We start from the raw sequence: 19813 nt of genomic DNA, 5'->3' as shown, positions 1-19813 counted from the left end.
CCGGCGGCAAGCCGCTGGCCGACCGGCGTACGTCGAAGTTCCTCAAGTAGCGCCGGCAGACAGAGCCGTTAAACGACTCGGCAGAAGATGCGCGTCCCAGCTGTGGGAAAGCGCATCTTCTGCCAGATCGATTACCGGGGAGGCGGGTCAGGCCTGGTTGCCGAGCTTGAACCCGGCGCCCACCTTCTGCCCGTCGGCTTCTTCCTTGCGGGTGTAGGAGAAACCGTCGGCCCCGATGGTCACATCGGATTCCCGGGTTTCCAGGCGTTCGACGACGTCGCGCACGTTACCGTCCAGGTCCAGTACCTTCGATGCATTGGCGTACCAGCTTGGCACCACTGGGGTACCCCACCAGTCGCGGCGCTGGTTGTCGTGCACATCCCAGGTCAGCGTGGGGTTGTCCGGGTCTCCGGTGTAGTAATCGTGCGTGTAGATTTCGATCCGGTGCCCGTCCGGGTCCAGCAGGTAGAGATAGAACGCGTTGGATACGCCGTGTCGTCCGGGACCGCGTTCAATCTTGTCGCTCTCGCGCAGCGCCCCAAGGTGGTCGCACAGGTGCAGGATCTGGCTGCGCTCGTGCGTGGCGAAGGCGATGTGGTGCAGCCGCGGGCCGTCGCCGCCGGTGAGGGCGACGTCGTGCACGGTGGCCTTGCGGTACATCCACGCTGCATAGGTGGTGTCCTCTTCGTCCTTTATGTCCTCCGAGACCTTGAAGCCCAGACCCTCGTAGTAGCTGCGGGCAGCCGCAATGTCGGGAGTGACCACGTTGAAGTGGTCCAGCCGGGAAATCGCGCCCGCGCCGTGGACGTCATAGCGGCGGGTAAAGCGCTCGACGTGGTCGGCCTCGTAGAAGAACTCGACCGGGAAGCCGAGCGGATCCAGTATCCGGACCGCTTCGCCGATTCCGCGGGTGGAGCCGGCCGGACGGCGTTCGACGCGCACGCCCAGTTCCCGGTAGTACGCTTCGGCCACGTCCAGTTCCGCGACGGAGCGGACCCGGTAGGCGATGACCGACATTGCGGCTTCCGGCCCCTTGCGCAGGATGAGGCTGTGGTGCAGGTATTCCTCGAAGGCGCGCAGATAGATCGCGTCCTCGTCCTCGTGCGTGACGACAAGGCCCAGCACGCCGACGTAGAAGTCGCGGGATTTGGCCAGATCGGTGACGATCAGTTCCGCATAGGCGCAGCGGATGATGTCCGGCGGGGCAATGCTTGGAGTGGGGATTGATTCACTCATGATGTGCTCTTTCTTGTAATGGCGGGGAGACCACCGGCTATTGGCTACTGGCCGAGTGTCTCGGCATCGGAAGCGCCGAACTTCGGGGTGTGCACCTCGTCGAGGGTGATGTGCACGGCCTGCTGGTCGGTGTAGAAATCAATCGAACGGTAGCCGCCCTCATGGCCCAGGCCCGAGGATTTCACGCCGCCGAATGGGGAACGCAGGTCACGCACATTGTGGCTGTTGAGCCACACCATGCCGGCCTCCACGGATTGCGCGAAGTTGTGTCCGCGCTTGAGATCGTTCGTCCAGACGTAGGCCGCCAGGCCGTACTTGGTGTTGTTCGCCAGGGCCAGCGCCTCGTCGTCGTTATCAAAGGGCGTGATCGCCACGACGGGACCGAAGATCTCCTCCTGGAAGATCCGGGCGTCGGGGGAGACGTCAGCGAAGACAGTCGGAGTCACGTAGGAACCGTTCTCCTGGCCCTCCGGCAGGTTTTCCGGACGGCCGCCGCCGGCCAGCAGCTTGCCTTCGTTCTTGCCGATCTCCACGTAGGACATCACCTTGTCGTAGTGCTCGGGATGCACCAGCGCGCCGACCTGTGTATCGGGATCGTGCGGGTCGCCGACCACAATATTCTTGGCGCGCGCGGCGTACTTCTTGCAGAATTCGTCATAGATGCCGCGGTGGACCAGGATGCGGGAACCGGCCGTGCAGCGCTCGCCGTTCAGTGAAAAGACACCAAACAGGGTGGAGTCGATGGCGGCGTCCAGGTCGGCGTCGTCGAACACCACAGCCGGGGACTTGCCGCCCAACTCCATGGACATGCCCTTCAGACCCTCGGCACAGTTGCGGAAGATCGTCTGGCCCGTGGTGGATTCGCCGGTGAAGGAGATTAGCGGTACGTCGGGGTGCTTGACCAGAGCATCGCCGGCGGTCTCGCCGAAGCCGTTGACCAGGTTGAACACACCTTCCGGCAGTCCGGCATCCTCGAAGATCTGCGCCCACAACGACGCCGAGAGTGGGGTGAATTCGGCGGGCTTGAGCACCACCGTGCAGCCGGAGGCGATGGCCGGAGCCAACTTCCAGGATTCGAGCATGAACGGGGTGTTCCATGGGGTGATCAGTCCGGCGACGCCGATGGGTTTCCGGTTCACGTAGTTCATCTGCGATCCGGGAACCTTGAAGGCGTTGTCGTGCTGGGCGACGATCAGGTCGGCGAAGAAGCGGAAGTTCTCCGCCGCACGCCGGGCCTGGCCGCGGGCCTGGGTGATCGGCAGTCCGGTGTCGAACGTCTCCATCTCGGCCAGCCGGTCCTCCTGGTCGACGACGGCGTCGGCGATCTTGTACAGCACATTGGCCCGCTCGCGGGACTTCATCTTCGGCCAGGGCCCATTGACGAAGGCGTCCCGGGCGGCGGCGACGGCGGTGTCGATGTCGGCCTGCTGGCCGGAGGCGGCGGTGCAGTAGGTCTGGTTGGTGACCGGGTCGAGGATCTCGAAGGTCCCGCCGCCGATGGAGTCAACGAACTTGCCCCCAATGTAGTGCTTCAGGTGTTCGGGCAGGTTCTCGGGGACGAAATGTTTGCCGGTCATCTGGGTCGTATTCTGTGTCATGGCCACTCTCCTTTATCCGTGGGGTGGTTACTTAGTGATCTGGAAGTCGTCGACGCTGGTCAGGTACTGCTCGCCCTCGGCCAGCAGCGCCTTGATCTTTGTCTGGCCGGCGTCGGTGGTGCTGATCAGCGGGGAGCGGACATGGTCGGAGGCGATCAGTCCGCGCTGGGCCATCACCCACTTGGACGGGGCCGGGTTGGTCTCCACGAAGAGCAGGTCCGCCAGCGGGTGCAGCCCGTAATGAATCTCCCGGGCCTTCACCAGGTCGCCGGCCTCCCACGCGTCATACATGTCTGCGATTGCCCGCGGCGCCATGTTGCCCAGCGCGGAGATGAAGCCGACGCCGCCGAGGGCCATCAGCGGCAGGCAGAGCAGTTCGATGCCGGACCAGACGAGCAGTTCGGGGCCGCAGGCGTGCATGACCCGGGAGAAGTGCTCGAAGTCCTTGGTGGTTTCCTTGATCCCGACGATGTTGTCGAAGTCCTTGAACAGCCGGGCGACGGTTTCCGGGGCGACGTCGACGGCGGTGCGGGAGGGCACGTTGTAGATGACGAACGGCATCTCCGGGAACTCCCGGGCGACCGTGGCGTACCACTGGTACAGCGCCTCCTGCGTGGGCTTGGCGTAGTACGGAGTGATGATCATGGCCGCATCGGCGCCGGCCTCGACGGCCGCCCGGGTCAGCTCGAGCGTCTCGTCCAGCTTGGCGGTGCCGGTGCCGGGCATGAACGGTGCCTTGTCGCCGATCTCGTCTGCGGCGGTTCGGATGGCGGCGGCCCGTTCTTCGATGGTCTGGGAGCCGGGTTCGCTGGTGGAACCGCCCAGGGTGATGCCGTCGGTGCCGTTGGCCAGCTGCCAGCGGATCATGTTCCGCAGGCTGTCGTGGTCCACCTCGCCCGTCTCTGTGAATGGGGTGAACAGCGCGGCCAGGGAACCCTTGAGGTGCTGGGGGTCGTTACGAAATTTCATTATTCTCCTTCGGCTGTGGATTCAGCGTGCTTCAAGTAGGCGATTAAGGTTGCGGCGCGGTGGTTCCGCGCGGCGCGTTCAATCGAGTCGACGTCGGCGCCGGTCTCGATCAGCTGCAGCAGCTCTTCATGCTCGGCCACGGATTCCTGGGCCCGGCCGGGCACATAGTTGAACGTGGATGCACGGATGGCGTTGAGCCGGTTCCAGCCGCGGTGCACGAGGTCCAGGATGTGCGGATTGGGGCAGTGCGTGAACAGCACGGCATGGAACTCGAGGTTGAGCGAGGTGAAGCGCACCGGGTCGAAATGGCTCAGGCACTCCCGCATCTGCTCGTTGATCCGGCGCGCTTTGGTGATTTCGACGTCGGTAATCAGCGGCGCCGACAGCGCGGTCGCGGCCCCTTCGATGATGCTCAGCGTCTGCATGGTGTGCAGGTACTCGGTGGGGTCGATCCCCGCAACGGTAGCGCCGATATTGCGCTCGAAGGTGATCAGGCCCTCGGCCTCCAGCCGGCGGATCGCCTCCCGGACGGGAACGACGCTCACATCCAGCTCCTTGGCGATCCTGCCCAGCACCAGCCGGAAGCCGGCGCCGTAGGAACCGTCGGAAATTTTGGCCTTGACGGCGTCATAGGCGAGCTGTGACTTGCTGGACTGCGGGTTTCCGGCCACAGTGGTTCCGGCCGCCGCTGCCTGCACGCCGGTTCCAACATGCCCGGTCCCTGCCCGAACGGTCATGATCCCGGCCGGTCCTGCTCGTTGCCGGCGCGCACCTGGAGCCAGTCGTAGTACTTGGCATTCCAGTGTGAGTTCATCGGGTAGAGGCCGTCGACACTGTGTCCGGCCCCGACCATCTCGGCAATGAAAGTCTCCTGGCGCTCCTGCTCAACGGAATCCTCGGCCAGTTCGGCGGCTAGTGCCGGTGGAATCACCAGGATGCCGTCGGCGTCGGCTACGATGATGTCGCCCGGCTGGACTGTGGTGCCGCCGCAGCCGATGGTGGTGTCGACTTCCCAAGGAATGTGCTTGCGGCCAAGGACCGCCGGGTGGGCGTTCGCGAAGTAGGTCGGCATGTCCAGCGCAGCCACGGCTTCGACGTCGCGGACGCCGCCGTCGGTAATGAGTGCCGCCGCGCCGTTGACCTGCGCCCGGAGCGCGAGGATGTCGCCGACGGTTCCGCAGCTCTTGTCCCCGCGGGCTTCCATAATCAGGATGTCGCCGTCGCCGAGCGAATCGATGACCCGCTTCTGCGCATTGAAACCAGCGCCATGGGCCTTGAACAGGTCTTCACGATTGGGCACATAGCGCAGCGTCCTGGCCACGCCGACCACGCGCTGCTGCGGGCGGGTGGACTGCAGGCCATCGATGCTGACGTTATTGAGACCGCGCTTGCGCAACTGCGAACTCAGCGTGGCGGTGGCGACCGAGGCGAGCTTTTCCTTCAGTTCCGGCGTCAGTACCTGTGCGGGATCCGGGGCCGGAGTTGAGGTTCCGTAGGCTTCGGCCCGTTCCTTCTCATTGATTTTCGGGCGCGCGCCGAATTCCGCCAGCTGGAGATCGGAGTCGACCACCGTCGTCGAAAGCCTGCCGGTGCTCAGGCTCCTGCCGGGGTAATCCACTTCAACTTCGACGACGTCGCGGGGGGCTGCGACGGAGGCGCCGGCCGGGGTGCCGGTCAGGATGATGTCACCGGGCTCCAGAGTGATCAGCTGGGACAGGTCGGCGACCAGGCGGGCGAAGGGGAACAGCAGGGTACCGGTGCTGTCTTCCTGCACCAGTCCACCGTTGAGCCAGGTGCGGATGCGCAGTTTGTCGGGATCGACGTCGGCGGCTGGGATCAGGCCCGGGCCGATTGGTGTGAAGCCGTCACCTCCCTTGGAGCGCAGGTTGGAACCCTTGTCTGCGTAGCGCAGGTCGTAGATGCCCAGGTCGTTGCTGGCGGTGATATGGCCGACGTGGCTCCAGGCGTCCTCGAGGCTGACGCGGCGGGCACGGGTGCCGATGATCAAGGCAATTTCGCCCTCGAACGCGAGCAGTTCGCAACCGGCGGGACGTTCGACCACGGCGCCTGAGAAACTCAGTGACGAGCCAGGCTTGAGGAAGTAGGAGGGCTGCTCCGGGGTCCGGCCGCGCTGGGCGGCCCGGCTGGGATAGTTGATATGGACGGCGATGACCTTGCCCGCGTCCGCGATCGTCTGCTCGGAGACCTGCTCCATGGATGGCCTGCTTCCTATCGACTGCATCAGGTACGAAATCGTATACGATCCAGTTAACCTTGTGCAAGGGGTCACGTCAAGCCCAATTGACGGTAGGCTTTTTGGAGGCGAAATTTCCGGGGAGGCCGAGCGCGCCCAACGTGGCCTTACCGATGACGAGGAGTGACCATGGCTGCACATGCCGGTGAGAAAGCAATAGAAGTCAGGCGACTTCTATTGCGCCAAGTGCGACGGGAAGGTGCACGTCAAAGCCGGGGATAAAATTCCGGAGTGCCCCAATGGGCATAGTGAATTTGAGACCCGCCGGAACGAGCCCGGCAACAAATAGGTAATGACCTAGTTGGCGCCGACGCTCGGGGCGCGGTTTGGCGGGCTCGGAATGTGGATATTTCCCGTCGTGCTGCCACCGGTGTGCGGGTCGTCCCCTGCCGCATCATGGCCGGGGGAGCGGTGCAGGTGGGACGGCGCGGTGGGCTCCGCATCGGAGGTCGAGCTGCTCTGGAACCACTGGCGCAGCCGCAGTGCTACCTGATGCGCATCCGGGCGGTCAGCCGCATCGCGGGCGGTCATAATCGTTAGCAACTCGACCCATTCCGGACCCAGCGAGACCGGAACTTCAGGATCGCGGAGCAGCCGGGCCACGGCCGCTTCCACCACCGGCCCCGGGAAAGCCTTCTCGCCGGTCAAGCATTCCAGCAACACCAGCCCCAGGGAATAGATGTCACTTGAGGCACCCACCTTTATGCCTTCGGCCTGTTCCGGGCTGAGGTAGTTCGCCGTTCCGATCGTCGCCCCGTGTGCGGTGGCCATGGTCGATTCCATCACCCGGGCAATGCCGAAGTCGGTTAGCTTGGCGGTCAGCCTGGTGTCCTGCTCTTCTTCCCCGGAGACCAGGATGTTGGCCGGTTTCACGTCCCGGTGGATGACACCGTTTTGGTGGATGTAGTTCAATGCGTCGGCGAGGTCGGCGCCCAGCTCGGCGACGGCTTCCGGTGCAAGCGGACCGGCCTTCAACCGCTTGCGCAGGTCCGCGCCGTCGACAAGTTCCATGACGAGGTAACTGGCCATAGCGCCGGTATCGTCCGTGTGCAGACCGGCGTCATGCAGCGTCACCAGGCCGGGGTGGTTCAGTGTGGCCAGCAGCTGCATCTCGGTGTGCTGGCGGCGGTAGTCATCGTCGTCGACAGTGGCCGGTGCGAACATTTTCACGGCGACTTCGCGGCCGAGGGATTCATCCGAGGCGCGGTAGACCGAGGCGCCTCCGCCGATGCCCAAAAGGTCTTGAGCGCGGTAGCGCCCACCGAGAAGTAAATCCACGTAGTACCCTTTGGTCATAAAGTAAGTGTGCTGACTATGTCCCGCCATTGTATGCTCAGGAGGCACAGGAGTCCCATGGAATCGACTAACGATTCGGTCTCAGCTGTTCACCAGCATTCACCCAGCGGCATCGACGGGGTTTGGCAGTACTTCACCCCGGCTCGTTGGCCGGGGTGGGCGGTACTATCCTAGCGTGATTTTTCGGCACGCTGAACTTCCATTGCCGTTGACCGTGTCACCCTGCCTGCGTACTTCAGCCGGATGGGCAGCGAACTCACCCCTCAGGGATGCTCCGCGAGGAAGTCGATGGCGGCATTCTTGAAGGCGCGGGAGGTGACGGCATTGGTGTGCGAACGGGCAGGCAACACCAGCGTTTCGGCCTTCGGACTCAGGCCGGCCAGGTCGGTCATCGTCGCCGCCAGCTCATCTTTTTCGCCGGCGACCAGCAGCATCGGCATATGAGGCACCGCCTCCGATGGCGTAAACGGCTCCGATTTGATGGCCTCAATCATGCTCAGCAGCGAGAAGATGTTGTTGGAGGGCACCATTTGTGCCATCTTCAACAGACTGTAGCTCTGCTCGTCGGACATGCGAGTGCCGTCCGCGAGGTACTTCTGGGCGCCGGCGAGATCGAAATCGGCCAGCGGGTCCTGGGTGGAAGGTCCGCCGAGGACCATCCGGTGCACCAGCTCCGGCTGGGTCGCACCAAACTCCCAGGCCAGCCGCGCACCGAGCGAGTAACCGATCAGATCCACCCCGGAAGCGGCATTGCCCTCCTCGAACGGCCGGACATGGCTGTCATATAGAACCTGCAGGATGTCGGCGCGCATCCGGCTCGGCGCGTAGGCATCGAGCTCGTCCGGCGACCCGCTCCGTCCGTGTCCAGGCAGATCCACGGTGATGACCCGCCGGCCGGCGCCGCTCAACGCAGTCAGCCAGCCGGCGTCGTACCAATTCAACTTCGATGAGGAGGCAAAGCCGTGGAGCAGCAGTACCGGCCGGGTGGGACCATCCGGCCCGGTTCCTTCGTCCGGTTGGTGGATTTCGACATGCAACTGCGCGTCGGAACCCTCAACGGTCTGATGCTCGGGAACAGTCACTGCTTAGTCCTCGTCGTCGGGCAGGGCGCTGAGGCGGACCCGGCGCTTGGGGGCTTCTTCCCTGGGCACCGTGCCAACAATGCCGGCGGTGTCGTCGGCAACTTCGAAGACGATCAGCGGTTCGCCCACATTGATCTTCCCTCCCGGTTCGCCATAGGTCTTGACGACCTTGCCGGCCTGCGGCGAAGGAAGCTCGACGGCGGACTTGGAAGTCTCAACTTCAACCAGAGGTTGATTGCGCTCGATCTGGTCGCCCTCGGACACCAGCCATTCGAGCACGGTTGCCTCAATCAGGCCCTCGCCCAGATCCGGCAGCGGGAAGGAAATTTCAGCCACGGCGATACTCCAATACTCGCTGGATCCCGAAGAGGATCCGATCAATGTTGGGGATGTACTCATCTTCGAGGTCACCTGATGGGTACGGTACATCGAAACCGGTGACCCGCTCAACGGGCGCGCGCAGGGTGCGGAAGCAGCGCTCGTTAATAATGGCGGCAACTTCGGCGCCCAGCCCTGATGTCCGCGGTGCTTCATGGACGACGACGGCGCGCCGCGTCTTGGACACGGAAGCGGCCAGTCCCTCGGCGTCGATGGGCTTCAGCCAGCGCAGATCCAGCACTTCCAGCTCGATCCCGTCCTCGGCCGCGAGCTCGGCAACCTGCAGGCAACGCGACACCATCGCGCCCCAGGCCACCAGAGTGGCATGCTTGCCTTCGCGGACGACGGCGGAACCGGTGCGTTCGCCGGCATTGTCCAGATCGACCTCGCCCTTCTGCCAGTAGCGCGACTTCGGTTCCATGAAGATCACCGGATCGGGCCGCGATGCCGCGTACTTAAGCTGATGGTAGGCCTCGTGCGGCGTCGACGGCGAGACGACCTTCAGTCCCGGAACGTGGGCGAAGAGCGCCTCCAGCGATTCACCGTGGTGTTCGGGCGCGCGGATGCCGCCGAAACTGGGCACCCGCAGCGTAATAGGCATCGGCATGATGCCGCGGCTGCGATAGTTCATCCGGCCGATCTGGCAGACGATCTGGTTGATCGCAGGGTAGGCGAAGCCGTCGAACTGTACCTCCGGAATCGAGTGCCAGCCGGCCATCGCCAGCCCGACCGACATGCCCAGGATCCCCGATTCGGCCAGGGGAGTGTCGAAGACCCGGTCGGAACCGAACTTCGCCTGCAGGCCGTCGGTAATCCGGAAGACACCGCCGAGCCGACCGACATCCTCGCCGAACACCAGCGTTTTCGGGTCACGTTCAAGGGTTTCCATCAGGGCACGGTTCAGCGCCTGCTGCATGGACATTTCGACGACGTTGACCGCGGCGCCGGCCGGTTCCATCTCCATGGTGGTGCCCTCCTGATTGTCCTTATACATGCTCGGACTCCTCCCGCCACTGGCGTGCCTGCTCATCGAGGGCAGGTGTTGATTCCTGGAAGACGTAGTCGAACATCTCGGTTCCCGGACGGGAGCCCAATGCTTCGACGCCTGCGCGGACCTGCTCCTCTTCGGCCTTGGCTGCCTCGAGGGCTTCAGCGAAGAACGCCGCATCTGCGACGCCGTCGGCCTCGAGCTGTCTGCGGAACCGTTCGACCGGGTCCTCGCCGGCGTCGTTCCGTTCTTCATCGAGCGTGCGGTAACGGCCAGGATCGTCGCTGGTGGAGTGCGGGCCGCGGCGGTAGGTCATCGCCTCGACCAGCACCGGTCCGTTTCCTTCCCGTGCATGAGCAAATGCGCGCGATGTCGCTTCGACAACGGCGACGACGTCGTCTCCGTCCACCTGTACCGACTCCATCCCGTAGCCGGCCGCACGTGCTGCGACCGAGCCGCCCGCGACCTGGCGTTCGGTCGGGACGGAAATGGCCCAGCCGTTGTTCTGCACGAAGAAGACGACCGGGGCCTTCATCACAGCGGCAAAGTTCATCGCCTCATGGATGTCGCCCTGGGAACTCGCACCGTCGCCGAAGTAGGTCATCGCTACCGGGTACGTCCCGTCGTCGGCCGGGCCATTGAGCCGGGCGCCGTGGGCCCAGCCGACGGCGTGCAGCACTGACCCGGCGACGACGGCCTGGATCGGGGCGAGGCGGGTTTCGGCCGGGTTGTAGAGACCGCCGTGCCAGGTGGCCTTGTGCGTGGACATGTATTCGACCATGTCGACGCCCATGGCGCGGGCGACGCCCATTTCCCGGTAGGTGGGAAAGACGAAGTCGCGGGTGGTGTCGACGACGTAGCCGCTGCCGACCTGCGCCGCTTCCTGTCCGAGTTCCGGTGCGTAACCGGGGATCAGGCCTTGCCGCTGCCAGGAAACCGCGGAGCGGTCGAGCTGGCGGACGGCGACCATCAGCCGGTAGAGCTCCCTGAGTTGATCTTTACCGAGATTCATACTGATTCCTTTCTACAGCTGCTCCGCTTACTGCTGCTTCGCGGCGGGCCTTGCGACGATCGCGAAGCAAGCACCAGACGGCGATGCCCACGGTGAGGGCCGACGTCGCCAGAAGCTGGTTGCGGGCGGCCGGGTCGAAGAAAGCGAGGGTGACGATGGCGGCGAGGATCGCCAGTGCCGCGTAGGACAGGTACGGGAAGGCCCACATCTTCAGCGGCAGCTTCACATCCGGGTCCCGGTCCGCCCGGCGGCGCAGGATAATCTGCGAGACGATCGCGGCACCCCAGATGACCAGGATGGTGGAACCGACCGCGTTGAGCAGCAGGCGGAGTACGGTTTCCGGCCAGAGGTAGTTCAACACGACGGTGATGAAGCCGAAACCGACGGAGGCGAGCACCGCGGCCTGGGGCACTTTCCTGGCAGAGAGCTTGGACAGCCCGGCGGGGGCGCGGCCGCGCTGGCTGAGCGAGAAGATCATCCGGGATGCACCATAGAGGTTCGCGTTCAGGGCCGAGAGCAGTGCGATGGCGATGACGACGCCCATGGCGGTTTGCATGCCGGGGAGTCCGGCGAAGGTCAGGACGGCGACGAACGGGCTGGCGCCCAGTTCCTCGGAGTTCCAAGGCAGGACGGTAATCATGATCAGCACCGAGCCGATGTAGAAAACCAGGATCCGCCACACCACGGTGCGGATGGCCTTGCCGACATTGCGCTCCGGGTTTTCGGTTTCCGCTGCGGCAACGGTCACGATTTCGGTGCCGCCGAAGGCGAATATGACCACCAGCAGACCGGCGGCGATACCGCTGAACCCATTGGGCATGAAGCCACCATGGCCGACGAGGTTGCTGAACCCGGGAGAGTTGGCGGTGGGAAGCAGGCCCAGAATCAGCGCCGTGCCGATCGCCAGAAAGACGACGATGGCGGCAATCTTCAGGACGGCGAACCAGAACTCCATTTCACCGAACTTGGAGACACCAAAGAGATTGATCGCCGTGAAGCCGGCAATGAATACCAGCGCCAGCGCCCACTGCGGCAGGACCGGCCACATCGTATGCAGGATTGCCGCCGACGCCGTAGCTTCGGCCGCGACGACGACCACCAGTTGGATCCACCACAGCCAGCCGACGGTGGAACCCGCCGTGCGGCCCATGGCCTTTTCCGCGTAGACCGAGAAGGCGCCGCTGTTGGGATTAGCCGCGGCCATCTCGCCCAGCATCCGCATTACGAGGATGACGAGCGTGCTGGCGACTACGAAGGACAGCAGCACAGCCGGGCCGGCGGCAGCGATTCCTGCACCGGTGCCCACGAAGAGTCCTGTGCCGATGGCGCTGCCCAGGCTCATCATGACCAGATGGCGGGACTTCATCTTCCGGCCCAGTCCGCCGTTTTGGGCGGTGGCGGTGTCCGAAGTGGTTTGTTGTGAAGTCGTGGCTGTCACCGTTGAAAGCTCCGTAAGGCTAGGGGACGACGGGCGGGCTTCGCCCTGGCGTACAGTGTGACACTAGACACCCGGGTAAGTGGTTGCAATCTCAGTCGATTCCGTTGTGCACTATGTGCAGTATGGATGGCTGGACCGCCAATATGGTGTGCAGAATGTATAGGAGGCGCAGTGGATATAGACGAGCTGGACGCAAGGATCATCACCCTGTTCACTGAGCAGCCCCGGATTTCGGTTCTAGAGGCGTCGCGCATTCTTGCGGTAGCGCGGGCAACGGTGCAGGCGCGGCTGGACCGGATGATTCGCAACGGGGTAATCAGCGGTTGGGGACCCAGGATAGACCCGTCCAGGTTCGGCTATCCCGTCGTCGCATTCTGCTCACTGACGATCATGCAGGACGCCGGCCATGACGCCGTCGCGGAAAAGCTCTCCTCGATTCCGGAGGTTCAGGAGATCCATACCGTTTCAGGCGGCAGTGACCTGCTGACGAAGGTGGTCGCGAAATCCAATGCCGATCTGCAGCGCGTGATTGACAACATCGTCGCCACAAAGACGGTCGAGCGTTCCTCCTCCACGATCGTGCTGAACACGCACTTCCAGGACCGGACACTGCCGTTGGTTCAAGCCTCAGGGATGCCCTGAACCTTGGATAGGCACCTTCCAGCGATCCGCGCACGCTGTACATCAATAACCGGCTCAGCGATAAGCAGGCCAAAGATGTCTACGACCGGGCCGTCGAAGCTTTGAAGGAAGCCAAGTAAGTTCCTGGGCCCTGGTGCCGGTCAGTTGTCCTGGTCGTCCTGATCATTCTGGTCGTCATCCGCGTCGTCGTTGGAGTCGTCCTGGCCGCCGTCGTTTTCTTGATCGCCGTCGTCATCCCCGCCGTCGTCCTGGTCATCATCCTGTCCATCGTCGGAGTCGTCCCCGTCGTCCTGCTGGTTGGTTTCCTGTTGCTGCTCGACCTGGTCTTCGGGGCTCTCCTGGTTCCCGGTGTTGTCGCACCCGACCAGAAATAACGCGCTGAGGGCGACGATGGCGGACAGTTTCCGCAGGTTTCGGATTTCCATGTGAATTGCTCCTTGTTACACCGGAACCCCGCCGGGCGACGGGTCTTCCTCTATCCGAGCGTAGGCAACTCGAATGAGAACAAAATGAGACGCCCGCCCGTAGGCCCCGCGTTCCGAAGGCCGGCAAGTTGCGTAAACATATGTGGGGGTGTCCGACTGCGGCGCGTCACACCCGCACGCGCAATTGGTGCAGCCAGCAATCCGGGTCTAGAATGACTTAAAGTCAAACTGACCTTTACTCATGGAGCAGGCGTGTATTTCAGTTCAGCGAACGTTACCGAGCGGGAGTTCGTGCCGCCGTCGCTGGCTATATCCACCGTCATCTTCGCTCTGAGACCTAGTGCAACCTCCGGCCGGCCGACCCTCTGGCTGCCGCTGGTGCGCCGTATCCGCCAACCATACCGGGGACTGTGGGCCCTGCCGGGGGGTCCGCTCGCCCGCAGCGAATCCCTGGTCGCCGCGGCAGCGCGGAACCTGAAGGAAACCACCCGGCTGGAGCCGCAGTACCTGGAACAGCTCTACTGTTTCGGAGCGGTCGACCGGTCGCCGGCTGAACGGGTGGTTTCCATCGTCTACTGGGCGCTGGTGCACGCCGACCAGGCGGCCATCGCCCAGGAGACAGACAATGTCCGCTGGTTCCGGGCCGACCGGCTCGGCGAACTGGCCTTCGACCACAACGAGATCGTCGACTACGCGCTCTGGCGGCTACGGAACAAGGTTGAGTACGGCTCCATTGCCTATCACCTGCTGGGTGAACGCTTCACCCTCGCGCAGCTGCGTGAAGTCTACGAAGCCGTGCTGGACAAACGGCTGGACCCGGCCAATTTCCGACGACGGCTGCGGGACGCTCCGGACATCGAGCCGACCGATGAATACCTGCAGGGCGGCCGGCACCGGCCTCCACGGCTGTACCGCTACAAAGCTGCAACCGGCCCTCCAGCTCCCGGACGCGGCCTCAGCACGGGCGAAAGCGGCCCGGCTGCACCGGAACAAAGCTTCGCCAGCACCGAAAGCGGCCCTGCCGCCGTTGAACCTCTACAAACAGCAAACGATACGGAGTAGACCATGTCGGTCACGAGTACTATCGACCTCATCACCCGCGAGCAGGCTGAGCAGGCTGCACAGGGCACAGCTGCCGCCGGATCCAGCACAACGGCATCAGGCACGACGACGTCCACCGCGCCGGGTGCCGCGACATCAGCCAGCGTGTCCACCTGCAGCCCGGAGCTGGCCAAGGGCCCGTGGGATTTCGATCTTCCGGGAGCGCCGTCCTACGGTCCCGGTGCGTCGATGGATGACACCGCGCCGCCGGCCACGCCCCGCCAGGGCCAGTTGCCGGAGGAATACCGTAACGCCCCCCAGGAGGAACTGGATGCCAGAATCCGTGCCGCCAAGGAGACGCTGGGAGACAAGCTGGTGATCCTCGGACACTTCTACCAGCGCGACGAAGTGGTCCAGTATGCGGATTTCGTCGGCGATTCCTTCCAGCTCGCCCGCGCCGCCAAGGAGAAGCCCGAGGCGGAGGCGATCGTTTTCTGCGGGGTGCATTTCATGGCGGAAACGGCGGACCTGCTGTCCGGTCCGGAACAGAAGGTGATCCTGCCCAACCTGGCCGCCGGATGTTCGATGGCGGATATGGCCGATATCGATTCCGTCACTGAATGCTGGGAAGAGCTGGAGGAACTGTTCGGCACCGAACTCGATGAGCAGGGCCGGATGCCGGTGATGCCCGTGACTTACATGAATTCCTCCGCTGCCCTGAAGGGTTTTTGCGGTGACCACGGCGGTATCGTCTGTACCTCTTCCAACGCCGCCACTGTGTTGGAATGGGCGTTCGAGCGGGCCCAGCGGGTGCTGTTCTTCCCGGATCAGCACCTGGGCCGCAACACCGCCAAGGCGATGGGGATCGGGTTGGAGCAGATGCCGATGTGGAGTCCGCGTAAGCCGTTCGGCGGCTCCGACGAGCAGACACTCCAGGACTCAAAGGTCATTCTCTGGCACGGATTCTGCTCGGTGCATAAGCGGTTCAATGTCGGCCAGATCGACAAGGCCCGGGCGGAACATCCTGGCGTGCGCGTGATCGTTCATCCCGAGTGCCCGATGCCGGTGGTCGACGCGGCGGACGAGTCAGGTTCGACGGACTACATCCGCAAGGCCATCGCCGCGGCCACGGAACCGACCACGTTCGCGATCGGCACCGAAATCAATATGGTGAACCGGCTCAACAGCGAGTATCCGCAGCACCACATTTTCTGCCTGGACCCGGTGATCTGCCCGTGTTCGACGATGTACCGGATCCACCCGGGTTACCTGACGTGGGTGCTGGAGGGACTCGTCCGCGGCGAGGTGCTCAACCAAATAACCGTGCCGGCCGACGTCGCCGAACCTGCCCGGACCGCGCTCGAGCGGATGCTGGCGGCCAGGCCATGAGCGCCCGGAGCGGCCGCGAAGCCGTGGGCGCGGTCAGGAGCGCTCGGCCCCCGCCACTGTCGAGGCAGAAACCACAGCTGCGGCACGTCGTCGTCGTGGGTTCCGGAATTGCCGGACTCTACGCCGCGCTCCTCGCTGCCGGGCAGGACGACACCCGCGTCACGCTGATCAGCAAGTCGGCGCTTCCGGAGAGCAATACGTACTTCGCCCAGGGTGGGATTTCGGCCGTCCTGCCGCAACAGCAGGCGGCGTCCGGCGACACCGTCCAGGCCCACATCGCGGACACCTTGGCGGCGGGCGCGGGCTTGAATAATTACGACGCCGTTGAGCTGCTGTGTGCCTCGGCCCAGGAAGACATCAGTCAGCTGCACCGGTTCGGCGTTGGATTCGACGGTTCGACCTTCGGTACCGGGCACTTCTACGCGCTGGGGCTCGAAGCCGCGCACTCGGCCCCGCGGATCCTGCATTCGGGCGGGGACGCGACCGGCGCCTCCATGGCCAACGCACTGATCGCCGCCGTCCGGCAACGTGCGGACGATGGCGCCATCACGGTCCGTGAACACACTTTCCTGACCGACATTCTCCGCTCGGGTGAGCGTGCGGCCGGCGTGGCCGTGCTGTGCAACGGTGCCACTGAAGCGATCTCGGCCGACGCCGTTGTCCTCGCCACCGGGGGAGCCGGGCAGCTGTTCGAGCACACCACGAATCCGAAGGTCGCCACCGCTGACGGGCTCGCTGCGGCATGGCGGGCCGGGGCGGCGCTGAGCGATCTGGAGTTCTTCCAGTTCCATCCAACCGCACTGGACGTTCCCGGCAGTTTCATGATTTCAGAAGCCGTCCGTGGCGAGGGCGCAGTGCTGCGGGATGCCGGCGGGCACCGATTCATGCCGGCCGTCCATCCGGACGCCGAATTGGCGCCGCGCGACGTCGTCTCGCGCGGAATTGCCGAGCACCTGCGGACTCTTGCCGCGGCGGGCAAGGAACCCCGCGTGTTCCTGGACGCAACCGGAGTTGCGGCGCGCCGCGGACCGGACTTCCTGGCCCGGCGGTTTCCAACCATCGACCGCCGCACGCGTGAACTTGGCTTCGACTGGAACACCGAGTGGCTGCCGGTCCGTCCCGCGGCGCACTACTGGATGGGCGGCATCAGGACCGACCTGTGGGGGAGGACATCCGTACCTGGCCTGTATGCGGCGGGGGAAGCGGCCTGTACCGGGGTCCACGGGGCCAACCGCCTCGCGTCCAACTCCCTGCTGGAGGGCTTGGTTTTCGCCCGCCGCGCCGTGCAGCACATTTCAGGACACACCGCGGATTCGGGAGCGTGGCCGGACTTCGGAGCCAAGCCGCTGCATCTGGGCGAGGACCGCTCCCATGGCGAAGATTTCACCCGCGCCGAATTGCAGCGCTTGATGGCAGCCAACGCAGCCTTGGTGCGCGACGGCGGAGCGTTGGCCGTGACGGCGAAGCAGCTGGAACAGTGGCGGCGCCAACCGGTCACTGTTGCCGATCACGAAGACGCCAATCTGCTCCTCGCCGCCCGCCTGCTGGTGACTGCTTCGCGACGGCGCGAAGAATCCGTCGGCGCCCATTTCCGCTCTGACTATCCGGGCCACGACTGGCCAAATACCCGGCACCTGACCTATATCAATGCCGACCATTAGTAGAGAGCGGGCAGCAGAAACCGTGGCAGAACAAATGGAGATCCTCCCGATGGAGCCAGCGGCCGTCGACACGTTGGTGACGGCCGCGCTCGCCGAGGATGCACCGTGGGGCGACATCACTTCCACCGCTCTGTTGCCCGCGCACGCGCAGGCAACCGCCCAGCTCATGGCCCGCGAACCCGGTGTGCTCAGCGGCAGCGCCTTCTTCGCCGCCGCCATGCGGTTGACCGACGCCGGAATCCGCACCAGGTTTTTCATCGAGGATGGAGAAAGCTTCGATGCCGGAACCCGGCTGGCGGAGGTGTCCGGACCGGCGCGGTCGGTGCTGACCGCCGAGCGCGTGGGCCTGAACCTGCTGCAGCGGCTGAGCGGCATCGCGACCGAAACCGCCCGCTACGTGGCGGAAACCGAGGGGACGAAGGCGCGGATCGTGGATACCCGGAAGACCACGCCCGGACTGCGGTTCGCCGAACGTTACGCCGTCCGCTGCGGCGGCGGGCACAACCACCGGTTCAGCCTTTCGGACGCCGTGATGGCCAAGGACAACCACCTGGCTGTCCTTACCCAAAACGGAACTGTCGATCTGACACACGCCCTGCGGCAGGTTCGGGCGAAGCTGCCGCACACCATGCACTTTGAGGTGGAGGTCGACCGGCTGGACCAGATTGAGGCTGTCGCCGCGGCCGGAGTGGACACCATCATGCTGGACAACTTTTCCCCGGCGGAACTGGTGGAGGGAGTGAAGCTGATCGACGGCCGCGCGCTGGTCGAGGCAAGCGGCGGCGTCAATCTGGAAACAGTAGGCGCCATCGCGAGGACAGGAGTCGACGTGATCTCCGTCGGCGCGCTGACCCACAGCGTCCGGGCGCTCGACCTGGGACTGGATATCGACGTCGAACCCCAACCTGCAGACTCCACCATGGGCGCATTGGGTTAGGACCGGCATGCTCTATCTGGATGCCGCCGCCACGACGCCGGTCCGCCGCGAAGCGCTGGAGGCCATGTGGCCGTACCTTACCGGCGACTTCGGCAACCCCTCGAGCCACCACACGGTCGGCGAATCGGCGGCGGCAGCGCTCGAGACCGCCCGCGCACAGGTGGCGCGCGTGCTGGGCTGCCGGCCGGGCGAAGTAACTTTCACCTCCGGCGGCACCGAGGCGGACAACCAGGCAGTCAAAGGAATCGCCCTGGCCAACCCCGGCCCCCGGCACATCGTGACCAGCAGTATCGAACACCCCGCGGTGGAGGAGTCCTGCGAGTACCTCGTCCGCCACCACGGTTTCCGCGTTACCCGCGTGGAGGTCGACGGCGAGGGGCTGGTGAAACTCGATGCCCTCCGGCAGGTGCTCGCTGTCGGTGCAACACTGTGCACCATCATGTACGCCAATAATGAGGTCGGAACCGTTCAACCGGTCGCCGGGATTGCGCAGATTGCGAAGGAATACGGCGTGCCATTCCACACCGATGCCGTGCAGGCCGCCGGTTGGGAACCCTTGAACGTGAAGGATCTTGGCGTCGATGCTCTGAGCCTGTCCGGCCATAAACTTGGCGCGCCGAAGGGGTGCGGCGCCCTGTATCTACGCGGCAGGCTGCACACCGAACCGCTTATCCATGGCGGCGGACAACAGCGGGGCCTCCGGTCAGGGACCGAGAACGTCGCCGGAGCGGTGGCGCTGGCCACGGCGTTGCGCCTGGCCGAGGAGCAACGCGTTCAAACGGTTGGGTCCGTCGCTGCGCTGCGGGACCGGTTCATCCAAAGCGTGCTCGACGGCGTCGACGGCGCCATGCTGACCGGTCACCGGAGCAGCCGGCTGCCCTCCATCGCCTCGTTCTGCTTTCCGGGCACGAGCGGGGAATCAGTGCTGCTGGAGTTGGAGCGTCTGGGCGTCGTATGCTCCAGTGGATCCGCGTGCGCGGCGGGTTCGGATGAACCGTCGCCGGTGCTTACGGCGATGGGAATTGAGCCGGCCATTGCACAGACCGCCGTGCGGTTCAGCTTCACTTCCGCCGTCACCGCCGCAGAGCTCGAAGCCGCGGCCGACGCCGTCGTCACCGCGGTCGCAACAGTACGCGGACTGCGCTAATCCACGTCTGGCTTAGCCTTGATCCACCGATCGGGTTTGGGGTGACGTCGGCGTTTTAAACGGGAGATGCCCGTCTTTTGAGGGAAAATATGACTTACCACAGACAAATTTTCCACCTCAAGAGAGGGCATCCCGTAGATGCAACTTTTCCATAGTCCCGGCTCGATGTCAGTTTCCTTCGATGACGAGAACCTTGTGTCGACCGCGGGGCTGGTTCCGGCGATGGGCCTGGCTCAGGACGCCGGCCTGCAGGATCTGGCCGCCGAGTGGCTGTCCGTGCCGACAGACAAAGGCGCGAATGCCGGACTAAAGGTCGCATC

At 64.5% G+C, this 19813-nt stretch carries 18 protein-coding genes and 1 pseudogene; 7 read left to right on the top strand and 12 right to left on the bottom strand.

All coding sequences use genetic code 11. The features are described from left to right. Positions 1-147 precede the first annotated feature (147 nt). The 11 genes from hpaD to Y707_RS24880 all read right to left on the bottom strand — a co-directional run bounded on the left by hpaD (position 148) and on the right by Y707_RS24880 (position 12179). Positions 148-1236 (bottom strand): 3,4-dihydroxyphenylacetate 2,3-dioxygenase, encoded by a 1089-nt coding sequence (gene hpaD, locus Y707_RS0109795; RefSeq protein ID WP_026534950.1) that lies wholly within the window; start codon positions 1234-1236, stop codon positions 148-150. 44 nt (positions 1237-1280) lie between these two features. After that, on the bottom strand, positions 1281-2834 hold the full coding sequence (hpaE, locus tag Y707_RS0109790; protein ID WP_026534949.1) for a 5-carboxymethyl-2-hydroxymuconate semialdehyde dehydrogenase: 1554 nt from the start codon (positions 2832-2834) through the stop codon (positions 1281-1283). A gap of 27 nt (positions 2835-2861) precedes the next feature. Then, positions 2862-3803, bottom strand: a complete 942-nt coding sequence (gene dapA / locus Y707_RS0109785; protein WP_026534948.1) for a 4-hydroxy-tetrahydrodipicolinate synthase — start codon at positions 3801-3803, stop codon at positions 2862-2864. Continuing rightward, positions 3803-4540, bottom strand: a complete 738-nt coding sequence (locus Y707_RS0109780) for a GntR family transcriptional regulator (protein ID WP_081744762.1) — start codon at positions 4538-4540, stop codon at positions 3803-3805. The genes dapA and Y707_RS0109780 overlap by 1 nt, the downstream gene beginning before the upstream one ends. Continuing rightward, positions 4537-6018: a fumarylacetoacetate hydrolase family protein gene (locus Y707_RS0109775; RefSeq protein ID WP_026534946.1), complete on the bottom strand. Its 1482-nt coding sequence runs from the start codon at positions 6016-6018 to the stop codon at positions 4537-4539. The genes Y707_RS0109780 and Y707_RS0109775 overlap by 4 nt, the downstream gene beginning before the upstream one ends. Positions 6019-6354: 336 nt before the next feature. Beyond that, complete coding sequence (locus tag Y707_RS0109765; protein WP_253905123.1) at positions 6355-7353, bottom strand: serine/threonine-protein kinase; 999 nt, start codon at positions 7351-7353, stop codon at positions 6355-6357. 263 nt (positions 7354-7616) lie between these two features. Beyond that, positions 7617-8435 carry an alpha/beta fold hydrolase gene (locus Y707_RS0109760; protein ID WP_026534944.1) on the bottom strand — a complete coding sequence of 273 codons (819 nt, stop codon included), beginning with the start codon at positions 8433-8435 and terminating at the stop codon, positions 7617-7619. Positions 8436-8438: 3 nt separating this feature from the next. After that, positions 8439-8771, bottom strand: coding sequence for a biotin/lipoyl-containing protein (locus tag Y707_RS0109755; RefSeq protein WP_026534943.1), 333 nt, complete (start codon positions 8769-8771; stop codon positions 8439-8441). Beyond that, complete coding sequence (locus Y707_RS0109750; RefSeq protein ID WP_026534942.1) at positions 8764-9777, bottom strand: alpha-ketoacid dehydrogenase subunit beta; 1014 nt, start codon at positions 9775-9777, stop codon at positions 8764-8766. Before Y707_RS0109750 ends, Y707_RS0109755 begins: the two co-directional genes overlap by 8 nt. Positions 9778-9799: 22 nt before the next feature. Then, a complete protein-coding gene (locus tag Y707_RS0109745; RefSeq protein ID WP_026534941.1) occupies positions 9800-10813 on the bottom strand; it encodes a thiamine pyrophosphate-dependent enzyme in 1014 nt (337 codons plus the stop codon). Next, on the bottom strand, positions 10800-12179 hold the full coding sequence (locus tag Y707_RS24880; RefSeq protein ID WP_035781103.1) for an amino acid permease: 1380 nt from the start codon (positions 12177-12179) through the stop codon (positions 10800-10802). Before Y707_RS24880 ends, Y707_RS0109745 begins: the two co-directional genes overlap by 14 nt. A 243-nt stretch (positions 12180-12422) precedes the next feature. Here Y707_RS24880 and Y707_RS0109735 point away from each other — a divergent pair, with 243 nt between their 5' ends. Beyond that, the gene (locus Y707_RS0109735; protein ID WP_026534940.1) at positions 12423-12893 is read left to right on the top strand and encodes an Lrp/AsnC family transcriptional regulator; all 471 of its coding nucleotides are present in this window, start codon (positions 12423-12425) and stop codon (positions 12891-12893) included. A 140-nt stretch (positions 12894-13033) separates the two neighbouring features. Here the strand turns inward: Y707_RS0109735 and Y707_RS0109730 are convergent, their stop codons facing one another. Continuing rightward, positions 13034-13318, bottom strand: coding sequence for a hypothetical protein (locus Y707_RS0109730; protein WP_026534939.1), 285 nt, complete (start codon positions 13316-13318; stop codon positions 13034-13036). A gap of 252 nt (positions 13319-13570) precedes the next feature. Between Y707_RS0109730 and Y707_RS24875 the strand changes: the two genes are divergently transcribed. From Y707_RS24875 to Y707_RS32760, 6 genes and pseudogenes are all read left to right on the top strand, one after another. Next, positions 13571-14380: an NUDIX hydrolase gene (locus Y707_RS24875; RefSeq protein WP_051441851.1), complete on the top strand. Its 810-nt coding sequence runs from the start codon at positions 13571-13573 to the stop codon at positions 14378-14380. Between the two features lie 3 nt (positions 14381-14383). Then, positions 14384-15748, top strand: coding sequence for a quinolinate synthase NadA (nadA, locus tag Y707_RS0109720; RefSeq protein ID WP_026534938.1), 1365 nt, complete (start codon positions 14384-14386; stop codon positions 15746-15748). After that, a complete protein-coding gene (gene nadB, locus Y707_RS0109715) occupies positions 15745-17409 on the top strand; it encodes an L-aspartate oxidase (protein WP_081744761.1) in 1665 nt (554 codons plus the stop codon). The genes nadA and nadB overlap by 4 nt, the downstream gene beginning before the upstream one ends. A 49-nt stretch (positions 17410-17458) precedes the next feature. After that, entirely contained in the window at positions 17459-18346 is an 888-nt protein-coding gene (gene nadC / locus Y707_RS0109710) for a carboxylating nicotinate-nucleotide diphosphorylase (protein WP_216699237.1), read from the top strand. A gap of 7 nt (positions 18347-18353) precedes the next feature. Next, positions 18354-19493 (top strand): cysteine desulfurase family protein, encoded by a 1140-nt coding sequence (locus tag Y707_RS0109705; RefSeq protein WP_026534935.1) that lies wholly within the window; start codon positions 18354-18356, stop codon positions 19491-19493. A 138-nt stretch (positions 19494-19631) separates the two neighbouring features. Further along, a pseudogene (locus Y707_RS32760) lies at positions 19632-19813 on the top strand (IS1380 family transposase); the annotation flags it as partial.

The sequence above is a fragment of the Arthrobacter sp. H14 genome, from assembly GCF_000520495.1.
Lineage (GTDB): Bacteria > Actinomycetota > Actinomycetes > Actinomycetales > Micrococcaceae > Arthrobacter_C.
Note: the sequence above shows the minus strand (reverse complement) of the source record. Positions and strands in the feature narration are given on the sequence as shown.

Bases quoted from the DNA above. Each gene is read 5' to 3' on its own strand.
- hpaD (WP_026534950.1), bottom strand. From the start codon at position 1,236: ATGAGTGAATCAATCCCCACTCCAAGCATTGCCCCGCCGGACATCATC.
- hpaE (WP_026534949.1), bottom strand. From the start codon at position 2,834: ATGACACAGAATACGACCCAGATGACCGGCAAACATTTCGTCCCCGAG.
- dapA (WP_026534948.1), bottom strand. From the start codon at position 3,803: ATGAAATTTCGTAACGACCCCCAGCACCTCAAGGGTTCCCTGGCCGCG.
- Y707_RS0109780 (WP_081744762.1), bottom strand. From the start codon at position 4,540: ATGACCGTTCGGGCAGGGACCGGGCATGTTGGAACCGGCGTGCAGGCA.
- Y707_RS0109775 (WP_026534946.1), bottom strand. From the start codon at position 6,018: ATGGAGCAGGTCTCCGAGCAGACGATCGCGGACGCGGGCAAGGTCATC.
- Y707_RS0109765 (WP_253905123.1), bottom strand. From the start codon at position 7,353: ATGACCAAAGGGTACTACGTGGATTTACTTCTCGGTGGGCGCTACCGC.
- Y707_RS0109750 (WP_026534942.1), bottom strand. From the start codon at position 9,777: ATGGAGATGGAACCGGCCGGCGCCGCGGTCAACGTCGTCGAAATGTCC.
- Y707_RS0109745 (WP_026534941.1), bottom strand. From the start codon at position 10,813: ATGAATCTCGGTAAAGATCAACTCAGGGAGCTCTACCGGCTGATGGTC.
- Y707_RS24880 (WP_035781103.1), bottom strand. From the start codon at position 12,179: ATGAAGTCCCGCCATCTGGTCATGATGAGCCTGGGCAGCGCCATCGGC.
- Y707_RS0109730 (WP_026534939.1), bottom strand. From the start codon at position 13,318: ATGGAAATCCGAAACCTGCGGAAACTGTCCGCCATCGTCGCCCTCAGC.
- nadA (WP_026534938.1), top strand. From the start codon at position 14,384: ATGTCGGTCACGAGTACTATCGACCTCATCACCCGCGAGCAGGCTGAG.
- nadB (WP_081744761.1), top strand. From the start codon at position 15,745: ATGAGCGCCCGGAGCGGCCGCGAAGCCGTGGGCGCGGTCAGGAGCGCT.
- nadC (WP_216699237.1), top strand. From the start codon at position 17,459: ATGGAGCCAGCGGCCGTCGACACGTTGGTGACGGCCGCGCTCGCCGAG.
- Y707_RS0109705 (WP_026534935.1), top strand. From the start codon at position 18,354: ATGCTCTATCTGGATGCCGCCGCCACGACGCCGGTCCGCCGCGAAGCG.